The sequence below is a fragment of the Pseudonocardia spirodelae genome (assembly GCF_037727765.1).
GTDB classification, from domain to species: Bacteria; Actinomycetota; Actinomycetes; order Mycobacteriales; family Pseudonocardiaceae; genus Pseudonocardia; species Pseudonocardia spirodelae.
This window is the reverse complement of the sequence record NZ_JBBJUP010000025.1, coordinates 65,425-85,169: the sequence shown is the minus strand read 5'-3', so window position 1 is coordinate 85,169 and position 19,745 is coordinate 65,425. Positions and strand designations below refer to the sequence as shown.

Genomic DNA, 19,745 nt, shown 5'->3' with positions numbered 1-19,745 from the left:
GCTAGTGCCCGGCGCCCAGGCGCCCGGCGAGTCGCGCGTGCCGGTCCCGGCTGTCGTCGTTCATCCCGGTGACGGTCAGGGTCCGCCCGGCGCGCTCGTAGCGCCGGTGCAGGTCGTCGAGCACGGCGACGGTCGAGGCGTCCCACACGTGCGCGGCGGACAGGTCCACCGTCACGTCCGCGGGGTCGTCGTCGGGGGTGAACGAGCCGGGCAGCTCGCTGCTGGAGGCGAAGAAGAGCTGGCCGCGGACCCGGTAGACGACGCCGCCGTCGCCGTCGGTGACCCGATCGACCTCGACCAGGCGCGACACCCGGTTCGCGAACAGCACCGACGCGACCAGCACACCGGCGCCGACGCCGAAGGCCAGGTTGTGCGTGCCGACGGTGACGGCGACGGTCGTCAGCATCACCGCCGTCTCGCTGCGCGGCATCCGGCGCAGCGTCGTGGGCCGCACGCTGTGCCAGTCGAAGGTGCCGACCGACACCATGATCATCACGGCGACGAGCGCGGCCATCGGGATCAGGGCCACGACCTCGCCGAGCCCGACGACCAGGACCAGCAGGAACGCCCCGGCCAGGAAGGTCGAGAGCCGGGTCCGGGCCCCGGACGCCTTCACGTTGATCATCGTCTGGCCGATCATCGCGCAGCCGCCCATACCGCCGAAGAACCCGGTGACGACGTTCGCGACGCCCTGGCCCCAGGACTCGCGGGTCTTGTCCGAGCCGGTCCGGGTGATGTCGTCGACCAGCCGCGCGGTCATCAGCGACTCGATCAGCCCGACCAGGGCGACGCCGACGGCGTACGGGGCGACGATCCGCAGCGTCTCCGCGCTGAACGGGACCGCCGGGACGTGCAGGAACGGCAGCGTGTCCGGCAGCTCGCCCTGGTCGCCGACGGTCGGCACGGCGACCGCGGCGGTCACGGTGAACGCCGTCAGCACCACGATCGCCACCAGCGGCGCCGGGACCGCACGGCTCAGCCGGGGCAGCCCGACGATGATCGCCAGCCCCACCGCGACGAGCGGGAGGACCGCCCACGGCACGCCGACCAGCTGCGGCACCTGCGAGGTGAAGATCAGGATCGCGAGTGCGTTGACGAAGCCGACCATCACGCTGCGCGGCAGGAACCGCATGAGCTTCGCGACGCCGGCCGCGGCCAGCGCGACCTGCAGCAGGCCGCCCAGCACGACGGCCGCGAACAGGTACTCGACGCCGTACTCGCGCGCGAGCGGCGCGACGACCAGCGCGATGGCACCGGTCGCGGCCGAGATCATCGCCGGGCGGCCGCCGCAGAGGGCGATGACGACGGCCATCGTGAACGACGCGTACAGCCCGACCCGCGGGTCGACGCCCGCGATGATCGAGAAGGCGATGGCCTCGGGGATCAGGGCGAGCGCGACGACGAGGCCCGCGAGGACCTCGGTGCGCAGCAGCCGGGGGGTCCACCGCGCGCGCAGCGCGGCGAGGTCGGGCGGGCCGGGGAGGGCCGGAGTGGTGCGGGACACGGTGCGACGGGTCGCTTTCACGTCGGGGGAGGGGGCGGGCGCGGGCCACGACGCCGGGGACGCGCGATCACGACGACCGTACCCTCACGTGATGGGAGAGTCTGCGGAGTGTGACGGCCCCGACGGTGCTGTCCCGCAGGAGGATCTGGGCGCGGTCCCGGCATGGTCCTCAGCGTCGTCACAGCGGCGATGAGCACCATGGTGTGCATGGCGACGATTCCGGACGTACCGACCTGGGTGGGCGAGCTCGACCGGCTCGCCCCGGCCGCGGACCTCGACGTCGACCCGCGCTTCGGCGCCGCACGCCTGCTCGTGACCGTCGGGGGCACCCCGCAGGGCCAGGTCACCGTGCCGCTGCGTGCGGGCCGGGCCACGGCCGCGGAGCTCTCCGCCGCCGTCGCCGGGCTGGGCCCGGTCGAGGCCGTCGAGGCCGCCCCGGCCGGCACGGAGCCGATCACCGTCGTCGTCGCGACCCGCAACCGTCCCGAGTCGCTGGCCCGCTGCCTGCGCGCCGTGCTGGCCTCCGACCACCCCGCGCTGTCGGTCGTCGTGGTGGACAACGACCCGGACGACGAGCGCACCCGGCAGGCGGTCCTCGACACCGGCTCGGACCGTGTGCGCTACGTCCGCGAGCCCCGCCGCGGCGCGTCCGTGGGCCGCAACCGCGGCCTGGCCGAGGCCCGCACCGCGCTCGTCGCCTTCACCGACGACGACACCGAGGTCGACCTCGCCTGGGCCTCCCGCATCGCCGGCGCCTTCGCAGGCGACCCCGACCTCGCCTGCGTCTCCGGCCCCGTCCTCGCCGCCCGCCTCGCCAGCCCCGAGGAACGCGCCGCCGACATCGCCCTGGCCTGGAACAAGGGCTTCACCCCCCGCCGCTTCACCCTCGCCGAGCCCCCCGCGGACTCCCCGATCTTCCCCTTCGCCCCCGGCCTGTTCGGCATCGGCGCCAACCTCGCCGTCCGCGCCGCCGCCGCCCGCGCCGTCGGCGGCTTCGACGAGGCCATGGGCCCCGGCACCCCCACCCACGGCGGCGAGGACTGCGAGTTCCTCGTCCGCATGATCCTGGCCGGACACGTCCTGGGCTACGCCCCCGGCGCCTACCTCTGGCACCACCACCGCCCCGACCAGGCCGCCCTGCGCACGCAGCTCGAGGGCTACGCCGTCGGGCTGGGCAGCTTCCTGGCCAAGGTCGCGCTGTCCCCGCAGGGCCGCGCGGTCGCGCTGCGCCGGCTGCCCGCGGCGGTCGCACGGCTGCGCCACATCTCCGAGCGCGAGTCCGGCGCCGGCGAGGCGATGCCCTCGACCGGGCTGCTGGAGCGCGGCGGCCGGTTCGCCCGTGGCGGGTGGGCCTACCTGCAGCGCTCCCGCGAGGTCCGCCGCAACGGCGGCGCGGTGCCGCCGATGGTCCTGCCGGCCCGCTCGGGGCTCGTCCCGGCGCACATCCGGCGGGCCGCCGAGGCGGCGCGGGTGCGGTCTGCGGCGGGTCCGGTGCGCGCGGTCCCGACGCCGCGGTCGCGCTGGGGTGCGACGGACGCGGCCGCGGAGCTCACCCGGAGCCCCGCGGCCTGACCCGCTACAGGCCGTAGGACTTGCCGATGATGTCGCGCTGGATCTCCGAGGTCCCGCCGTACACCGTCGACACCACGCTCTGCCGGAGCAGCCGCTCCATGCCGTACTCGGTCGCGTAGCCGTAGCCGCCGAGCATCTGCATGCCCTCCAGGGACAGGTGCTTGGCCAGCTCGGTGGCCTTGAGCTTCGCCATCGACGCCTCGCGCGGGAACAGCGCGCCCGGCTCGGCCTCGTCGATGGTCCGCGCCGTGTCGTGGACCAGCAGGCGGGTCGCGGCGAGCTCGGTGGCGTTGTCGGCGATGCGGTGGCGCATCGCCTGGAAGCTGCCGACCGGGCGGCCGAACTGGGTGCGCTCCTTGACGTAGGCGACCGTGTCGTCGAACGCGCGGCGCGCCAGCCCGAGCATCAGTCCGGCCAGGATCATCCGCTCCAGGTTGAGTCCGGCCATCAGCTGGCGCCAGCCCTGCCCCTCGGTCCCGACGACGGCGTCGGCCGGCAGCTCGCAGGCGTCGAAGTACAGGTCGTTGACCTCCTTGCCGCCCATCGTCTCGATGCCCCGGATCGTCAGGCCCGGCGCGTCGGCGGGGACGACGAACATCGTGAGCCCGTCGTGCTTGCCGCCCTCGGTCGAGGTCCGCGCGACGAGCAGGATGTGCGACGCGATGTGCGCGTTGGAGCACCAGGTCTTCTGGCCGTCGATCCGCCAGCCGGTGTCGGTCTTCGTGGCACGGCACTTCAGGCCGCCGACGTCGGAGCCGGCCTCGGGCTCGGACATCGAGATCGACAGCACGTCGCCCCGGCACATCCCGCCGAGCAGCTCCTGCTTCTGGGCGTCGGTGCCGAACTTCTCCACCGCGGCGGCGGTGATGACCGTGGTGCCGAACCCGGAGATCGGGGCCTGGTTGTAGGCGGTCTCCTCCAGGAACACCAGCAGCTCGCGCATGCCCTGGCCGGCGCCGCCGTACTCCTCGGGGGCCGCGATCCCGAGCCAGCCCAGCCCGGCCATCTTGCGGTAGATCTCGTCGGAGTGCGGGTGCCGCCCGCCCCCGGTCAGCTCGTCGCGGCGCTCCTTGGACCCGATCTCGCGACGGCAGAACTCGCCGATCGCGTTCGCCAGGTCGGCCTGGTCCTCGGTCAGGGTGACGGGCATCAGGTGTCTCCTCCGTGGTCGGTCCACATTCCGGTGCGGTCCAGATGGGTGAGCAGCAGGTCGCGTCCGTCGAGCACGTGCCGGCGCATGGCCGCGCGGGCGGCGTCGGGGTCGGCCGCGGCGAGCGCGTCGAGCAGGACGGTGTGCGCGTCCAGGGCGCCGGCCCGCCAGGTGGGGGAGCCGGTGTAGAAGTGCGCCGGCAGGTAGTGCGACGAGCGGCCCACCAGCCAGGCGAGCTTGCGGGAGCCCGCGAGCCGGTTGACCTGCGCGTGCAGCCGGTGCTCGGCGGACACGAGCGGGTCCAGCCCGGCGGGGTCCTGGGTCTCCGGGGTGCGCGCGCACAGGTCGGCGACCCGGTCGGCGAGCTCGCGCAGGGGCGCCAGGTCGGCGGGGGACAGGCGCTCGGCGGCGCGGGCGGCGAGCGTGCCGGTCAGGTCGGCCTGCACCTCGAACAGGTCAGCGACGTCGTCGCGGGTCAGCTCGGCGACGACGAACCCGCGCCGCGGCACCGCGTGCACCATGTCCTCCGCGCGCAGCGACTGCAGGGCCTCGCGGACCGGGGTGTGGCTGACGCCCAGGTCGGCCGCGATGCGGTCCATCCGCAGGAACGTGCCCGGGCGCAGCTCGCCGGAGAGGATGCGGTCGCGCAGGACGAGCGCGATCCGGTCGGGCAGCTGCGGGGTCCGCCCCGGGGAGGGGTCGAGCACGAGGTCGGCCGTCGACACGACGACTATCATATACGATCTGACGGCGACAGGCGCGACGGCGATCTCAGGGCCTTCACCCCGACGACATCCCCGGTTAGCCTGGCCTCAGTACCGGTGAGGGAGGGCTTGGATGTCTCTGCGAGTGCCGACCGGCAGCATCACGGTGCTGCTGGGGCCGTCGGTGCAGCGTCGCCGGATGATGAACCGGCTCGACGACGCCAGCGGCCGCTGCGCGGACGGGCACGACGCCGTCGTGCGCCGGCTCGGGGCCCGCGAGGCCGAGTCGGCGGCGGACCGGCTGGCCACCGTGGACACGGCCCGGACGGGGCCGACCGCGATGGTCCTCGCCGACCGCCTGACCGACGGCCTCGACGCGCACGACCGCAGCACCGTGCTGAGCGCGCTGCGGGCGGTCGCCGCGGACGGGGTCGCCGTCCTCGTGGACGACGTCGACCCCGTGGCGGCCCTCGCCGTCGCCGACAACGCGCTGCGCATCGACGAGACCGGCGAGGTCCGCGCGGAGGAGCTGGCCTACTTGGCCTCGTAGGTGAGGCAGTCGGCGGCGTCGGCACCCTTGCCGATGTTCACCGACGACGCGGTGCACTCGAGCTTCTCGTTGAACCGGCAGTCCGAGCGGTGGCAGGCGCCGACGAGCCCGTTGCCGTTGCCGCCGCGGAACGAGATCTCGACGAACGTGCCGCACGCGGCGTGGTCACCGGAGATCGTGATCGCCCCCGCGCCGCAGCTGGAGTCGGAGTTGTACGAACAGCTGGTCGCGGAACACTGCTGAACCTGGGGCATGTCCTGGGCCGTGGTCATGGGGGGAGCGTGTCGGTTCCCGCCGGGGCCCACCAGGCAACGCAGGCTCGCCTGACTCCCGGTGGGGTCGTCCTCACTCCCGGTGGCGACCTGCGCGGATCGCCTGCCAAACGCCGATCGTCTGTGATGGACGTCACCTTGTGCGTCGACCCATCGGGTGACGCCCCGGTCCCGGGTACGGGCCGTCGCGCCGTGGCGGGCATGCTCGTCCCGCCGCCGACACGGAGGGGACGCGTGGACAGCGATCTGATGACCCGGCTGATCCGGTACGCCGACCTGACGGCCTGGCCGGCGTTCGCCGCGCTCGGCGTGCAGGAGCAGGAGGTCGACCGGCTGCTGGCCGTCACCGCCGGGCTCGACCCGTCGGCCGTCGCCGGGGTGCGCGCGGAGCTGGGCGGACGGGTGCGGGCCGCGGCCGGGGCGCTCGTCGGCGAGCCGCCGGTCGCGGACGGCCTGCGGCGGATGGCGCTGCGACCCGGCGAGCGGGTGGTCGTGGTCGGGGACTCGATCTCGGCGGACCGCCTGAGCTGGGCCCGGCTGCTCGCCGAGCTCGTGCCGATGGCCGAGCCCGAGGCCTCGGTGGAGGTGCTCGCGCTGTCCGGGCGGACCAGCTCGGAGGCGCTCGCGCTGGGACCGGTCCTCGTCTCCCGGATGCCGACCCGGGTGCTGGTGATGCTCGGGACCAACGACGTGCGCCGTGAGGGGGCCGCCACCGGGATCCGGATGGTGTCGGCCGAGGAGACCGGCCGCAACCTGCGGGCGCTGCGGCTGCTGCTGGAGACCGAGGCCGGTGCGCGGGTCCGGTTCGTCGTGCCGCCGCCGCTCGACCCGGGCCGGGCCGGGCTGACCCGCGAGCTCACCGGGGAGTGGTGGGACGGCGCGGACATGCCCGGCCTCGTCGCGATCGTGCGCGACGTCGATCCCGACGCCGTCGACCTGTCCCGGATGCCGCTGCGCGGCGACTTCTGGGAGGACGACGGGCTGCACCCCAGCCCGATCGGCCAGGTCGCGATCCTGCGCGCGGTGCTGACCCGCATCTGACCCCGGCCCCGCGCGGGCGGTGCGCTCAGGCGCGTACCGCCGCGATCGCCGCCCGGGCCGCGTCGGCGACGGCCGCCTCGCCCCGGGCCTTGTCGGTGGGGTCGGCCGGGACGGTGAACACCGTCAGCACGACCGGGGCGCCGTCGGGCGGGTAGAGCACGCCCGAGTCGTTGCGCTGGCCGAGCGGGCCGGTGCCGGTCTTGTCCCCGACCGTCCAGCCGGGCGGGACGGCGGCGCGGATCTGCCGGTCGCCGGTGGTGTTCGCGCGCAGCCAGCCCGCGAGCCGGTCGCGCTGGGCGGGCGGCAGCGCGTCGCCGAGCACCAGCGTGCGCAGCGTGGCGCCGAGCGCGGCGGGGGTCGAGGTGTCGCGGTCGCCGTCGCGGTCGTTGAGCGCGGTCTCCGTGCGGTCGGAGCGGGTGACGGTGTCCCCGGTGCCGCGCAGCCAGGCGGTGAGGTCGGCGGGGGACCCGACCTCGCGCAGCAGCACGTTGTGCGCGGTGTTGTCCGAGACGGTGACGGCGGCCTCGCACAGCTGCGCGACGGTCAGCCCGGTGCCGAGGGCGCGCGTGGTGACCGGTGCGTACTCCAGCAGGTCCGCGCGGCTCCAGCGGACGGTGCGGTCGAGCAGCCCGGGGTCGGACAGCGAGCGGTGCAGCACGAACCCGGCCATCAGGGCCTTGGTCACCGAGCAGAGCAGGAAGCGGTCGCCGTCGCGGTGCCCGGCCGCGACGCCGGTCCCGGTGTCGAGCACGTGCACGCCGACGGTGCGGCCCCAGCGCCGCTCCACCTCCGCCATCGCCGGGATCGGTCGTACGGGTGCCGGAGCGGCCGGCGCCGGCGCCGCCGGGGCGGGCGCGCCCGCGCAGCCGGTCAGCGCGGCTCCGGCGAGTGCGGCACCGGTGAGCAGCAGGGAGCGGCGGGAGATCGTCATGGACGCACGGTGGCGCAGGGAGGGGTGATAGCGCGAATATCATCGTGCTCCGCGTGTGATACTCGATGGATATGGGGTGAGGCCGGTGGACCTGCTGCGGCACCTGAGCTTCGTCGTCGCCGTCGCCGAGGAACGTCACTTCGGCCGGGCGGCGGCCCGTCTGGGGATGGCGCAGCCGCCGCTGTCACAGGGGCTGCGCCGCCTGGAGGCCCGGCTCGGCGTGGTGCTGTTCGACCGCGGTCCCGGCGGCGTCGCGCCGACCGCGGCCGGGCGGGACCTGCTGCCGCGCGCCCGCGCCCTGCTGGAGGACGCCGAGGCCCTCGCCCGCGCCGCGGCCCGGCACGCCGACGCCGCCCGGCTGCTGCGCCTCGGCGTCGTCGCCGACCTCGGCCCCGCGACGACGGCGCGGCTCGCCGCGCGCGCGGCCGCGGTCACCGGGTTGCGCGTCGCGCCCACCGTGACGACGACGGTCGCGCTGGTCGACGCCGTCTCCGACGGCACCCTGGACGTCGCGGTCGTCGCGCACCCCACGGTGCTGGAGTCGGCGCGCGGCGGGCCCGTGGTGGCGCTCCCGACGGCGGTCCTGCTGCCCGCGGGCCATCCCGCGGCCGGGCCGGGCCCCGTCGTGCTGCGCGCCCTGCGCGGGCTGGCGCTGGCCACCGCGCCCCGCGCCCACGCACCGGCCGCGCACGACCTGCTGCTCGACACCCTCGACACGCGCGGCTGCCCGGCCTCCGCGGCCGGGGCGGCGTCGCCCGCGGAGGCGCTCGCGCTGGTCGCGACCGGTGCGGCGTTCGCGCTGACCGCCGACCCCGGGCTCGGCGCCGACGGCGTCGCCCGCCGCGAGCCCGCCGGCGCGCCGGTGCCGTTCCGGGTGCGGGTGGTGCACCGCGACGGCGTGCCCGACGGCGTCGTCGACGCGCTGGCCGGGGTGCTGCGGGAGGGGGCGTGAGCACCGCCGCCGCGGTCCGCGCCGTGTTCCGCGACGCCGGGGTGCGCGGCTGGCTGCACGCCCGCCCGGTCACCGGCGACGGGTCGGGCTGGGCCGGGCGCGCGGTCGGCGCGGGCGCGGACGTGCCGGTGGTGATGGCGTCGGTCTACAAGGTCTTCGTGCTCGTCGCGTACTGCCGGGAGGTCGACGCGGGCCGGATCGACCCGCGCGAGCCGGTCGTCGTGCCCGAGCGCCGGACCGCAGGCGGCACCGGGATCTCCGCGCTGTCCGACCCGGTCACGATGAGCTGGCGGGACCTGGTGACGTCGATGGTGACGGCGTCGGACAACGCCGCGGCCGACGTCGTCCACACCCGGGTGGGGCGCGACCGGGTGGCGGCGCTGCCCGCCGAGCTGGGGCTGGGCGGTACCCGCATCCGCGGCGGCACCGACGACGTGTTCGCCGACCTGCTCGCCGACACCGGAACCGACGACGTCGCCGCGGCCTTCGGGGTGCTCGCCGACAACGACGTGCCCGTCGAGATCCGCGCGCTCAGCCCGGTCTACGGGTCCTCGACCACCGCGGCCGACACCACGGCGCTGCTCGCCCTGCTGTGGCGCGGGGAGCTGGCCTCGCCGGCGTCGACGGCGTTCGCGCGCCGGGTGCTCGGCGCGCAGATCTGGCCGCACCGGCTGCGCGCGGGATTCCCCGCGGCCGCCGCGGTCGCGGGCAAGACGGGCACCGTCGGCGCGGTCCGCAACGAGGTCGGCGTCGTGACCTACCCGGGGGAGCACCCGGTCGCGGTCGCCGTCTACACCCACGCCGCCCGCAGCGACGCCACCGTGCCCCGCGCGGACGCGGCGATCGGCGCCGCCGCGCGGGTCGCGGTGCACGCGCTGCGCGCACCCGCCGTCTGAGCCGGGCCGGTCAGCCGGCGGGCAGCCACTCCCGGGCCGCCGCGACGAGTGCCGCGACCCCCGTCGAGAGCGTCGGCTCGATCACCGGCGCGTAGCGGGGGGAGTGGTTGGACGGCAGCGACGCGGTCCGCTCCCGGATCTCCTCCACCGTCGTGCAGCCCTCGAACGCGGCCGGGTCCGCCCCGCCGAGCAGCCAGAACACGCACGGCACCCCGGCGGCGACCGCGAACCGGCCGACGTCCTCGCTGCCGGTCACCGGGCCGGGGTCGACCACCGGCAGCGGGGTGACCGCGGCCAGGGCGGTGCGCGTCCGCCCGACGGCGGCGGCGTCGTTGACCACCGGCGGGAACGACTCCAGCAGCCGGACCTCGGGGTCGCGCGGCGCGCCGGACGCGGCCGCCTCGCCGCGCACCGTGCGCTCCACGGCCGCCAGCACCCGGTCCCGCACGGCGGCGGTGTAGGAGCGCACGGTCAGCCCGAGCTCCGCGGAGTCCGGGATGACGTTCTCTTTCGTCCCGGCCCGCAGGGTGCCCACGCTGAGCACGGCGGTCTCGCTCGCCGCGACCTCGCGCGGCACGATCGTGTGCAGCCGCAGCACCGTCGCCGCGGCGAGCAGCACCGGGTCGACCGTCGTCTCCGGGCGCGAGCCGTGCCCGCCCGAGCCGTGCAGGGTCGCGCGCAGGGTGTCGCTGCCGGCGAAGGCCGGGCCCGGGGTGACGGCGAGCAGCCCGGCGGGCAGCGGGGCGACGTGCTGACCGAGGACGACGTCCGGCGTGCCGAAACGCGCGTAGAGGTCGTCGTCGAGCATGGCGTCGGCACCGGCGCCGAACTCCTCGGCGGGCTGGAACACCACGAGCAGCGTGCCCGCCCAGGTGTCGCGGGCGGCCGCGAGCTCCTGCGCCGCCCCGATCAGGCAGGTGACGTGCATGTCGTGCCCGCACGCGTGCGCGACGCCGGTCTCCTCGCCGTCGCGGGTCGTCGCGCGGGCGGTGCTGGCGTAGGCGAGCCCGGTCTCCTCGGTGACCGGCAGCGCGTCCATGTCCGCGCGCAGCAGCGCGGTGGGGCCCTCCCCGTTGCGCAGCACCCCGACGACACCGGTCCGGCCGACGCCCTCGGTCACCTCGTAGCCGGCGGCGCGCAGCCGGCCCGCGGCGACGCCCGCGGTGCGGGTCTCGGCGAAGGAGAGCTCGGGGTGGCGGTGCAGGTCGCGGTACACGTCGGCCAGGTCGGCGGGGTCGGCGCTGCTCACCCGGCCGAACCTAGTGACCGGGCGCGGTACCCGCACCCGGCCGCGGGTCCGGGCGCACGGGGCCCTGCTCGGCCGTCCGGCCGTCACCCCGGTGCCGCGACACGAACGGGTGGATCGGCCATCCCGGCGACGGGCACAGGACCGGTCGAGTTAACCGCGTGTTCAGCCACCCCCTACGATTCGCCCATGGAGCGACAGTTCGGGACGAGTCGATGACGCTCGAGGAGATCCGGCCGGTCACCGCGGACGGCGCGGGTTCCTGGCGGGGTCTGTCGGTGTTCGTCGTCCGGTCGGCGGCCGCGCCGCTGCTCGACGAGGCGGTCGCCGGCGTCGCGCGCGGGCTCGAGATCCTCGATGTCATCGTGCTCGACGACCTGCAGGCCGCACGGGTCCGCGGGATCGTCCCGGCCCCGCCGGCCCGGCCGGTGCCGTGCGGCGCGCCGTACGCGCTGGTCATCGCCTGCGACGTCGTCGCCCCGGTCGGCATGTCCGGCGTGCGGGCACCGGCGGACCGGGTCCTGGCCGTGCTGGACTACACCGAGAAGCGGGTGCTGCGCCGCGTCCCGCCGCGCGACCGCTACCTGCCGGTGCAGGCGTCGTCCTCGCCGGAGCAGGCCCTCGACCTGATCGACGCCGTCGGCGACCCGGGTCTGCGCGAGCGCCTCGTCGCCCCGGTGGCCGCGCTCGCCCGCCGCTGCTCGATGCCGTTCCCGGTCGTGCGCATGCTCGGGGGCACCTCGCCCGGCTTCCGCGCCCGCGTCGCGCTGGTGCACCACCCGGTGCACGGGCCGTCGGTGTGCAAGGTGTTCCGGCCCGGCGCCCGCGAGGCCTTCGACCGCGAGCTCGACGCGCGGCTCGCGCTCGGCGACCTGCCCGAGGTCCCCGAGCTGCTGGAGCGCGGCGACAACTGGCTGCTCACCCCCTTCTACGGCGACACCGGCCGGCACGTGCTGCGCCGCCTGCCCGGCGAGCTCGCGCAGCTGCGGCCCGAGGTCGTCCGCGCGCTGCTGCGCTTCTGCCGCGACCTGCACGACCGCGGCCGCTTCGTGCTCGACCTGTCCCCGCACAACCTGGTGTACGACGACCGGGCCGGGCTCAAGGTGCTGGACCTGGAGTTCGTCCTGCCCTACCCGGACCCGGCGCCGGACTGGGAGCACTGCTGGAGCCTCAACGGGGTCCCGGACTCCTACCGCGCGTCGGTCGAGGGGCTGCCGGACCTGGTCCTGACCCGCGGGGTCGGCAACTCGGTGTTCCACCCGGCGATCTCGGGCATGAACCGCGCCCGGCTGCTGGGCGCGCCCCGGCGCGGCGAGACCGCCCGCCGCGCGGCCACCCAGCTCGCCTGGGCGGGGGCCCTCGGTACCGTCGGACGGTTGCATCCCGCACTCCGCGGGACGCGCTGACCCGCCCGAGAACCGGAGGACCCCGCGTGACCGGACCCGGAGGCGACCCGTCCGACGACCCGACCCGCCCGCTGCAGCGGGTCGGCCCGGAGCCCCGGCCGGACCGTCCCGGTGCCGGTGCGTCGCTGACCGCCCGCACCGCGCGCGGCTTCGCCTGGGCCTTCACCGGGACCGTCGGCCAGGCGGTGCTGCAGATCGGCGCGACCGTCGCCCTGGCCCGCCTGCTCACCCCGGACGAGTTCGGTGCGGCCGCGGCCGCGCTGCTCGTCGTCGGGCTGACCCAGCTGGTGACCCAGCTCGGCGTCGCCGCGTCGCTGGTGCACCGCGAGGACCTGGGCGAGCGCGACATCACCGCGGCGTTCTGGTTCTCGGTGCTGACCGCCGCGGTGTTCGCGGCGGTGCTCGCGCTCGGGGCGCCGGTGCTCAGCCCGCTGGTCGGGCTGCCCGCGGACTCCGGGCTGCTCCCGCTGCTGTCGATCGCGCTGCTGCTCGCCGGCGGCGCCGCGACCCCGCTCGGGCTGCTGCAGCGCGACCTGCGGTTCCGCTCGATGGCGACGGTCGACCTCGTCGCCGCCGGTCCGGCCCTGATCGGGGTCAGCGTGGCGCTGGCCGCCGCCGGCTTCGGCGCGAGCGCGCTGGCCTTCGGCGAGATCGCCGCCGGTGCGGCCAAGTGCCTCGGCTACCTCGCGCTGACCCGCCCGCGGCTGCGCCCGGAGGGGCCGTCCGCGACGTGGGCGCGGCTGCGCCCGCTGCTCGGCTACGGCGCCGGGTTCTCCCTGGCCCAGCTGGGCAACTGGTTCGCGCTCAACGCTGACAAGCTCGTCGTCGCCAACGCGCTCGGCACGGCCCCGCTGGGTGTCTACGGCCGCGCCTACAACCTGCTGTCCGAGCCCGCCAACATCATCGGCGGCGCCGCGGACAAGGCGCTGTTCCCGGCGATGGCCCGGGTCCGCGACGACGGCCCGCGCCTGCGCGCCGCCTACGTCCGCAGCGCCAGCCTGGTCGCGCTGGTCACCGCACCGGCCGCGGTGCTGCTGTGCGTGCTCGCCCCCGAGGTCGTGCGGGTGCTGCTCGGCGACCAGTGGGACGCCGTCGTCCCGCTGGTGCAGCTGTTCGCGCTGGTCCTGCTGCCGCGCACCTCCTACAAGATCAGCACCTCGCTGACCCGGGCGACCGGGGCGGTCTACCGCGCGGCGTGGCGGCAGTGGCTCTACGCCGGCTACGTCGTCGCCCTCACCGTGACCGGCGGGCTGCTGTGGGGCCTGACCGGCGTCGCGGCCGGGGCGTCGCTCGCCATCGTGATCCACTTCCTGGTGATGCTGCAGTTCTCCGCGCGCGTCTCGCCCGGGCTGATGGGCGCGGTGCTGCGGATGTACCTCAAGCACCTGCCCGCGCTCGTGCTGACCGTCGTCGCGACCTGGGGCGTCGCGACGCTCGTGCGCCCGCTCGGGATCGACCTGCTGACCCTCGCGGCGGCCGCGGCCGCCGGTGGCGTCGCCACCCTCCGGACGCTGGTCGTGCTGCGCTCGCGCTTCGCCCCCGAGCTCTCGGTGGTCCGCAGCCTGCGCGGCGGCGGCGGCCCGCCGCCCGGTGCGCGTCCCGAGGCCCCGGAGCCGGCGCCGGTCGGCCCCGCCGCGCCGGACGCCCCCACCGTCCAGCTGCCCGCCGTCGGGAGCACGGCCGAGCGGCGCTGACCGCTGGGCGGGTGAGTCCGCGCACGCCGCGGGGCGCCGGGTTGTGCGCGCGGCCCCCGCGACGGAAGCCTCGACGGGTCGACCGCGTCCCGGTGATCCCGGGGCGCCCGAGGGGAACGAGGTGCGCATGGAGCGCGTAGGCGTCGTCGGCTGCGGCCAGATGGGATCGGGGATCGCGGAGGTCGCGGCCCGCGCCGGGTACGGCGTGCGGGTCGTCGAGACCTCCGCCGCGGCGGTGGCCGCCGGGCGGGCCCGCCTGGAGTCGTCGCTGGCCCGGGCCGAGAAGCGCGGCCGGATCGGCTCCGCGGAGGAGGTCCTGGCCCGTCTCGAGGTCGTCGAGGGGCTCGACGCGCTCGCCGACCGCGAGCTCGTCGTGGAGGCGATCGCGGAGGACGAGACACTCAAGACCGGGATCTTCCGGGAGCTGGACCGGCTCGTGGCCGACCCGGACGCGGTGCTGGCGTCCAACACGTCGTCCATCCCGATCATGAAGCTGGCGGTGGCGACGGGGCGGCCGGAGAAGGTCGTCGGGATCCACTTCTTCAACCCGGTGCCGGTGCTGTCGCTGGTCGAGCTGGTCCCGAGCCTGATGACGGCCGAAGACACGCTGACCCGGGCGCGGACCTTCGTCGAGGGCGGCCTGGGCAAGAAGGCCATCGACTGCCAGGACCGCGCCGGGTTCGTGGTGAACGCGCTGCTGGTGCCGTTCCTGCTCTCGGCGATCCGGATGATGGAGTCCGGGTTCGCCACCGCCGAGGACATCGACGAGGGCCTGGTGCGCGGCTGCGCGCACCCGCAGGGCCCGCTGGCGCTGTCGGACCTGATCGGCCTGGACACCGTGCAGGCCGTCGCGGAGTCGATGTACGCGGAGTTCAAGGAGCCGCTGTACGCCCCGCCGCCGCTGCTCGCCCGGATGGTCGACGCCGGCCTGCTCGGCAAGAAGACCGGGCGGGGCTTCCACACCTACCCCTGACGGGGGCGTCCCGGGACACCCGGGGCGGTCTCGCCCCGGGTGTCAGGACCCGGCGGCCTCCGCCGCGCGCAGCCGCCGCTTGAGGATCTTGCCCTGCGGGTCGACCGGCAGCTCGGGCACCAGGTGGACCGCCTTGGGCACCTTGTAGGCCGCGAGCCGGGCCCGGCAGTGCGCGACGAGCTCCTCGGCGGTGAGCTCGCACCCCTGCCGGGCCACGACGAAGGCGGTGACGGCCTCGGACCAGTACGGGTCGGCCAGCCCCACCACGGCGGCCCGCTCCACACCGGCGTGCTCGTGCACGACCCGCTCGACCTCCTGCGACGACACGTTCATCCCGCCGGTCTTGATCATGTCCTTGAGACGGTCGTGGAAGAACAGGTTCCCGTCGGCGTCGATCCGCACCATGTCGCCGGTGCGCACCCAGCCGTCGCGGAACACCGCGGCGGTGCGCTCGGGATCGTCGAGGTAGCCGAGCATCGCCGACGGCGAGCGGCAGATGAGCTCGCCCACCTCGGCGTCGCGGTCCTCGGCGTCCACGACCCGGATCTCCAGGTGGGTGACCGGCTTCCCGATCCAGGTCGGGTCGCCGCCGGGGACCTCGTCCAGGGTGCGGAAGAAGCCGACCGTGCCGAGCTGGGAGAGTTCGGACTGGCCCCAGTAGGTGCCCCACAGGACCTCCGGGGCGGCCGCCGACCACGCGTCGATCACGTGCGGCGGGATCTGCCCGCCGTAGGTCATGCACCGGCGGACCTGGCCGACCGTGCCGGGGCCGAAGCCGTCCTGGGCGGACAGCGCGATGTAGAAGGTCGGGGTCTGTGCGATCACGGTGACGCGCTCGCGTCCGATGACCCCGAGCGCCGTGGCCGGGTCGGCGCTCGCGGGCAGCACGAGGGTGGCGCCCATCAGCGTCAGGCTGGTCATCGACCCGAGCCCGGCGATCGTGTGGAACGGCATGACGAACAGCCAGGTGTCGCGCGGCCCGGTGTCCAGGCCCCAGCCCCACGCGGGGGCGGTGGAGGCCAGGTAGTTGCGGTGCGGGATCAGCACGCCCTTCGGGGCGGCCTCGGTGCCGGAGGTGTAGACGATCAGGGCGACGTCGTTCTCGTCGAGGTCGGTCTCCGGTTCGGTGGCGGGCTGCGCTGCGAGCAGCGCGTCCAGCTCGGCGCCGTAGCCGAGCCGGTCGACCCCGGCGGGCCGGGCCGCGTCGACGACGGGGGCGAACGCGTCGTCGGCGAGCACGAGCGAGGCCCGGCTGTGGCCGAGCTGGTGGGCGACCTCGGCCTCGCGGTAGAGCGGGTTCACGCCGGTGAAGGCGGCGCCGATCTTCAGCGCGCCGTAGTAGGCGGCCACCACGTCGACCGCGTTGCGCGCCATCGACGCGATCCGCCCGCCCCGCCCGATGCCCCGGGCGGTGAACAGCTGTGCGAAGCGGTTCGCGCGCTCGTCGAGCTCGCGGTAGGTGGTCTCGGTGCGGACGCCGTCGAGGTCGTAGGCGACGAACGCGACCTTGTGCGGCCGGGTGCGGGCGTGCCGGCGCAGCTGGTCGCCGATGGTCGCGCGGCCCAGGAGCGTGCGGTGGTGCGGGGCGAGGTCGGCCACGGTCGTCCTCCGGGCCCGGTCAGACGCCCGCGGCGGCGAAGAACGGACGGCCGTAGGTCTCGGCCGAGACGATGTCCTCCACCGGGCTGCGGGTCAGCGAGGTGGGGAAGCCCTTCTCCGGGTAGCCGACGGCGACGTGCGCGGCGGTGAGCACCCCGTCCGGGATCTCCAGCAGCTCCCGGACCTCCTCCTCGTGGTGGCAGAGCAGCGTGGTCACCGCCGAGCCGACCCCCTGGTCGCGCAGCGCGAGGCAGAAGTTCTGCACGGTCGGGTAGATCGACGCGCCGCCGACCACCGACACCCGCTCCAGCTCCAGGTCGGTGGGGTGCAGCCCGTCGACCTGCGCGCAGACCACGACGATCGCCGGCACGGTCGCGAGGTTCTCGGCGAAGTGGTCGGCGTCGCGCACGGTCCTCGGCAGCGCGCCGACGTTCACGGTGCCGTCACCGATCCCGCCCAGATAGGCCTTCCACATCGGCAGGTAGAGGTCGGCGAGCGCCTGCTTGCGGGCCGCGTCCCGCACGACGACCCAGCGGACCGGCTGGCGGTTGCCACCCTGCGGGCCGAACCGGGCGACGTCGAAGGCCCGGCGCAGGACCGCGTCCGGCACCGGGTCGGCGGTGAAGTACCGGCAGGTCCCCACGGTGCGCATCGCCTCGGTCAGCTCCATCGCCAACTCCTACCTATCTGTGGTTAGGTTCTGGTGCGGATAGTGGTGTGACCCCGTGCACATGTCAAGCGACCGAGGGGGACGACGTGGCCTCGACCGACCCGGAGCTGCTCCGCGCGCTGGAGCACGCCAACCTGCCCTCGCTCGTGCCGGTGCTGCACCAGCTGACCGGCGACCGGCGCTGGCTGCGCGACCCGTACCGGCCCACCCGCAGCCGCGGGATGGACGACAACGACCAGGGCGGGTTCGCGCCCGGGGTGGCCGCGGAGATCCGCACCGCCGTCGCCGCCGCGGTCGCCGCGCACGACGCGGGCCGCCCGCCCGCCGTCCCCGCCCCGACCGGCGAGGCCCTGCGCGAGCTGCTGGAGCTCGCCAACGGCGAGCCCGTCGCGCCGGAGTACGCCGAGATGCTGGCCGAGGACATGGGCTTCGCCCCCGCGCCGGCCAGGGTCGCGCCCGGCACCGGCATCGACGCCGTGGTCATCGGGGCCGGTGTCTCCGGGATGCTCGCCGCGATCAAGCTCGCCGAGGCCGGGATCGCCCACGTCGTGCTGGAGAAGAACGACGACGTCGGCGGCGGGTGGTACGAGAACACCTACCCGGGTGCCGGCGTCGACACCCCCAGCCAGCTGTACTCCTACTCGTTCCACCCGCGGGACTGGAGCACCCACTTCGGCAAGCGGGACGAGGTGCAGGCCTACCTGCGCGACGTCGCCGACACCCACGGCCTGCGCGACCGGATCCGGTTCGGCACCGAGGTCGTGGGCGCCGACTGGGACGACGAGCGCGGCACCTGGACCACCCGCACCGCCGACGGTGCGGCGTTCACCTCCCGGATCCTCGTCAGCGCCACCGGGGCGCTGAACCGGCCGCGGGTCCCGGACATCCCCGGCCTCGACACGTTCGCCGGCCCGGCGTTCCACACGGCGCGGTGGCCCGCGGACCTCGACCTGGACGGCAGGCGGGTCGCCGTCGTCGGGGCCGGGGCGAGCGCGATGCAGGTCGTGCCCGCGATCGCGGGCCGGGCGCGGGAGCTGACGGTGTTCCAGCGCTCCCCGCAGTGGGTCGCGCCCAACGACGTCTACTTCACCCCGGTCGACCCGGCCGTCGCCGTGCTCATGGCGCGGGTGCCGTTCTACCGGCGCTGGTACCGGGCCCGGCTGGCCTGGAACTTCAACGACCGGGTGCACGCCAGCCTGCAGGTGGACCCGGAGTGGGAGCACCCGCAGCGGTCGGTGAACGCGGTCAACGACGCCCACCGCCGCGTCTTCACCCGGTACCTGGAGTCCGAGCTGGACGGGCGCCCGGATCTCGTCGCGAAGGCGCTACCCACCTATCCGCCGTTCGGTAAGCGGATGCTGCTGGACAACGGCTGGTACCGGGCGCTGCGCCGCGACGACGTCACGCTCGTGACCGAGGCGGTCGCCGAGGTCACCCCGACCGGGCTGCGCGGCGACGGCGGCACCGAGGTGGCGGCCGACGTCGTCGTGCTCGCCACCGGGTTCCACACCCACCGCTACCTGTGGCCGATCGAGATCCGCGGCCGCGACGGTGTCCGGCTCGACGACGTGTGGGGTCCCGAGGACGCGCGCGCCCACCTGGGCATCACCGTCCCCGGCTTCCCGAACCTGTTCGTGACCTGCGGCCCGGGCACCGTGCTGGGGCACGGCGGCAGCTACATCACGATCGCCGAGTGCCAGGTCCGCTACCTGGTGGACCTGGTCGTGACGATGGCGGAGAAGGGTCTGCGGTCGGTCGAGGTCCGCCCCGAGGTCGAGGCGGAGTGGACCCGGCGGCACGACGAGGCGCACGCCCGGATGCTGTGGACCCACCCGGGGATGACGAACTGGTACCGCAACGCCGCAGGCCGGGTGGTGTGCACCATGCCCTGGCGGATCGTCGACTACTGGCGCATGACCCGCGCCGCCGACCTCGCCGACTTCCGCGCGGAGCCCGCGCGGTGACCGTCCCGGAGCCGATCCCGCAGCCCGCCGCGCGGCGCAAGCGCACCACCGAGCGCCGCGCCGAGATCGTCCGGGCCGCCGCCCGGATCTTCGCCGACCAGGGCTACGCGCAGGTCGGCATGCGCGACATCGCCGACGCCATCGGCGTCCGCGGGGCGAGCCTCTACCACCACTTCCGCTCGAAGGAGGAGATCCTCTACGCGATCTGCCTGACCGTGACCCGGGAGCCGGTGGAGGAGAACCTGCCCCTGCTCGACGCGGCCGGCACCCCCGCCGAGCGGCTGGCCGAGCTGGTCCGCGCGCACGTCCGGCACCTGCTGCGCCGGCGCACCGAGTACCTGGTGGGCCTGCACGAGCGCGCGGCGCTCACCCCGGAGCACCGGGCCGAGATCGACGGCCACGTGCGCCACTACCACCGGCGCGTCCGCGACGTGCTCGCCGCCGGGATGCGCGGCGGCGAGCTGCGGGAGACCGACCCGACGCTGGCCGCGCTCGGGCTGCTCGACATGCTCAACGGGGTGAGCGGCTGGATCCGCGGGGAGTCCGACGCCGACGCCGACGCGGTCGTCGCGGCGCACACCGCGCTGCTGTTCGACGGCCTGCGGATCCGCTGATCCCCGC

At 75.6% G+C, this 19,745-nt stretch carries 18 protein-coding genes; 10 read left to right on the top strand and 8 right to left on the bottom strand.

What is annotated here, in order from left to right; translation table 11 throughout:
* Position 1: 1 nt before the first annotated feature.
* Complete coding sequence (locus WJX68_RS23785) at positions 2-1,504, bottom strand: SulP family inorganic anion transporter (RefSeq protein WP_422785762.1); 1,503 nt, start codon at positions 1,502-1,504, stop codon at positions 2-4.
* Positions 1,505-1,711: 207 nt separating this feature from the next.
* Here WJX68_RS23785 and WJX68_RS23780 point away from each other — a divergent pair, with 207 nt between their 5' ends.
* Positions 1,712-3,076: a glycosyltransferase family 2 protein gene (locus tag WJX68_RS23780; RefSeq protein WP_340294931.1), complete on the top strand. Its 1,365-nt coding sequence runs from the start codon at positions 1,712-1,714 to the stop codon at positions 3,074-3,076.
* Positions 3,077-3,080: 4 nt separating this feature from the next.
* Here WJX68_RS23780 and WJX68_RS23775 read toward each other — a convergent pair whose 3' ends face one another.
* On the bottom strand, positions 3,081-4,226 hold the full coding sequence (locus WJX68_RS23775) for an acyl-CoA dehydrogenase family protein (RefSeq protein WP_340294929.1): 1,146 nt from the start codon (positions 4,224-4,226) through the stop codon (positions 3,081-3,083).
* Positions 4,226-4,951: a GntR family transcriptional regulator gene (locus tag WJX68_RS23770; RefSeq protein ID WP_340294927.1), complete on the bottom strand. Its 726-nt coding sequence runs from the start codon at positions 4,949-4,951 to the stop codon at positions 4,226-4,228. Before WJX68_RS23770 ends, WJX68_RS23775 begins: the two co-directional genes overlap by 1 nt.
* 112 nt (positions 4,952-5,063) lie before the next feature.
* Here WJX68_RS23770 and WJX68_RS23765 point away from each other — a divergent pair, with 112 nt between their 5' ends.
* On the top strand, positions 5,064-5,480 hold the full coding sequence (locus WJX68_RS23765) for a hypothetical protein (RefSeq protein WP_340294925.1): 417 nt from the start codon (positions 5,064-5,066) through the stop codon (positions 5,478-5,480).
* On the opposite strand, the gene WJX68_RS23760 is transcribed toward WJX68_RS23765, so the two are convergent.
* On the bottom strand, positions 5,465-5,752 hold the full coding sequence (locus WJX68_RS23760; protein ID WP_340294923.1) for a DUF1540 domain-containing protein: 288 nt from the start codon (positions 5,750-5,752) through the stop codon (positions 5,465-5,467). The two genes, WJX68_RS23765 and WJX68_RS23760, sit on opposite strands and share 16 nt — an antisense overlap.
* A gap of 234 nt (positions 5,753-5,986) precedes the next feature.
* Between WJX68_RS23760 and WJX68_RS23755 the strand changes: the two genes are divergently transcribed.
* Positions 5,987-6,793: an SGNH/GDSL hydrolase family protein gene (locus tag WJX68_RS23755; RefSeq protein ID WP_340294921.1), complete on the top strand. Its 807-nt coding sequence runs from the start codon at positions 5,987-5,989 to the stop codon at positions 6,791-6,793.
* A 25-nt stretch (positions 6,794-6,818) separates the two neighbouring features.
* On the opposite strand, the gene bla is transcribed toward WJX68_RS23755, so the two are convergent.
* Positions 6,819-7,724, bottom strand: a complete 906-nt coding sequence (bla, locus tag WJX68_RS23750; RefSeq protein WP_340294919.1) for a class A beta-lactamase — start codon at positions 7,722-7,724, stop codon at positions 6,819-6,821.
* A gap of 85 nt (positions 7,725-7,809) precedes the next feature.
* Between bla and WJX68_RS23745 the strand changes: the two genes are divergently transcribed.
* Together WJX68_RS23745 and WJX68_RS23740 are read left to right on the top strand one after the other, a co-directional pair.
* Positions 7,810-8,676: a LysR family transcriptional regulator gene (locus tag WJX68_RS23745; protein ID WP_340294917.1), complete on the top strand. Its 867-nt coding sequence runs from the start codon at positions 7,810-7,812 to the stop codon at positions 8,674-8,676.
* The gene (locus WJX68_RS23740) at positions 8,673-9,572 is read left to right on the top strand and encodes a serine hydrolase (protein ID WP_340294915.1); all 900 of its coding nucleotides are present in this window, start codon (positions 8,673-8,675) and stop codon (positions 9,570-9,572) included. The genes WJX68_RS23745 and WJX68_RS23740 overlap by 4 nt, the downstream gene beginning before the upstream one ends.
* A gap of 10 nt (positions 9,573-9,582) precedes the next feature.
* Here WJX68_RS23740 and WJX68_RS23735 read toward each other — a convergent pair whose 3' ends face one another.
* Positions 9,583-10,821, bottom strand: coding sequence for an amidohydrolase (locus WJX68_RS23735; RefSeq protein ID WP_340294913.1), 1,239 nt, complete (start codon positions 10,819-10,821; stop codon positions 9,583-9,585).
* A gap of 212 nt (positions 10,822-11,033) precedes the next feature.
* Here WJX68_RS23735 and WJX68_RS23730 point away from each other — a divergent pair, with 212 nt between their 5' ends.
* From WJX68_RS23730 to WJX68_RS23720, 3 genes are all read left to right on the top strand, one after another.
* A complete protein-coding gene (locus WJX68_RS23730) occupies positions 11,034-12,224 on the top strand; it encodes a hypothetical protein (RefSeq protein WP_340294911.1) in 1,191 nt (396 codons plus the stop codon).
* Positions 12,225-12,250: 26 nt separating this feature from the next.
* Positions 12,251-13,918, top strand: coding sequence for a lipopolysaccharide biosynthesis protein (locus WJX68_RS23725; protein WP_340294909.1), 1,668 nt, complete (start codon positions 12,251-12,253; stop codon positions 13,916-13,918).
* Between the two features lie 127 nt (positions 13,919-14,045).
* Entirely contained in the window at positions 14,046-14,891 is an 846-nt protein-coding gene (locus tag WJX68_RS23720; protein WP_340294907.1) for a 3-hydroxybutyryl-CoA dehydrogenase, read from the top strand.
* Between the two features lie 42 nt (positions 14,892-14,933).
* Here WJX68_RS23720 and WJX68_RS23715 read toward each other — a convergent pair whose 3' ends face one another.
* Entirely contained in the window at positions 14,934-16,490 is a 1,557-nt protein-coding gene (locus WJX68_RS23715) for a class I adenylate-forming enzyme family protein (protein WP_340294905.1), read from the bottom strand.
* A gap of 19 nt (positions 16,491-16,509) precedes the next feature.
* On the bottom strand, positions 16,510-17,160 hold the full coding sequence (locus WJX68_RS23710; RefSeq protein ID WP_340294903.1) for a nitroreductase family protein: 651 nt from the start codon (positions 17,158-17,160) through the stop codon (positions 16,510-16,512).
* Positions 17,161-17,246: 86 nt separating this feature from the next.
* Between WJX68_RS23710 and WJX68_RS23705 the strand changes: the two genes are divergently transcribed.
* Together WJX68_RS23705 and WJX68_RS23700 are read left to right on the top strand one after the other, a co-directional pair.
* Positions 17,247-19,124 (top strand): flavin-containing monooxygenase, encoded by a 1,878-nt coding sequence (locus WJX68_RS23705; RefSeq protein ID WP_340294901.1) that lies wholly within the window; start codon positions 17,247-17,249, stop codon positions 19,122-19,124.
* Positions 19,121-19,738, top strand: coding sequence for a TetR/AcrR family transcriptional regulator (locus tag WJX68_RS23700; RefSeq protein WP_340294899.1), 618 nt, complete (start codon positions 19,121-19,123; stop codon positions 19,736-19,738). Before WJX68_RS23705 ends, WJX68_RS23700 begins: the two co-directional genes overlap by 4 nt.
* Positions 19,739-19,745: the final 7 nt, after the last annotated feature.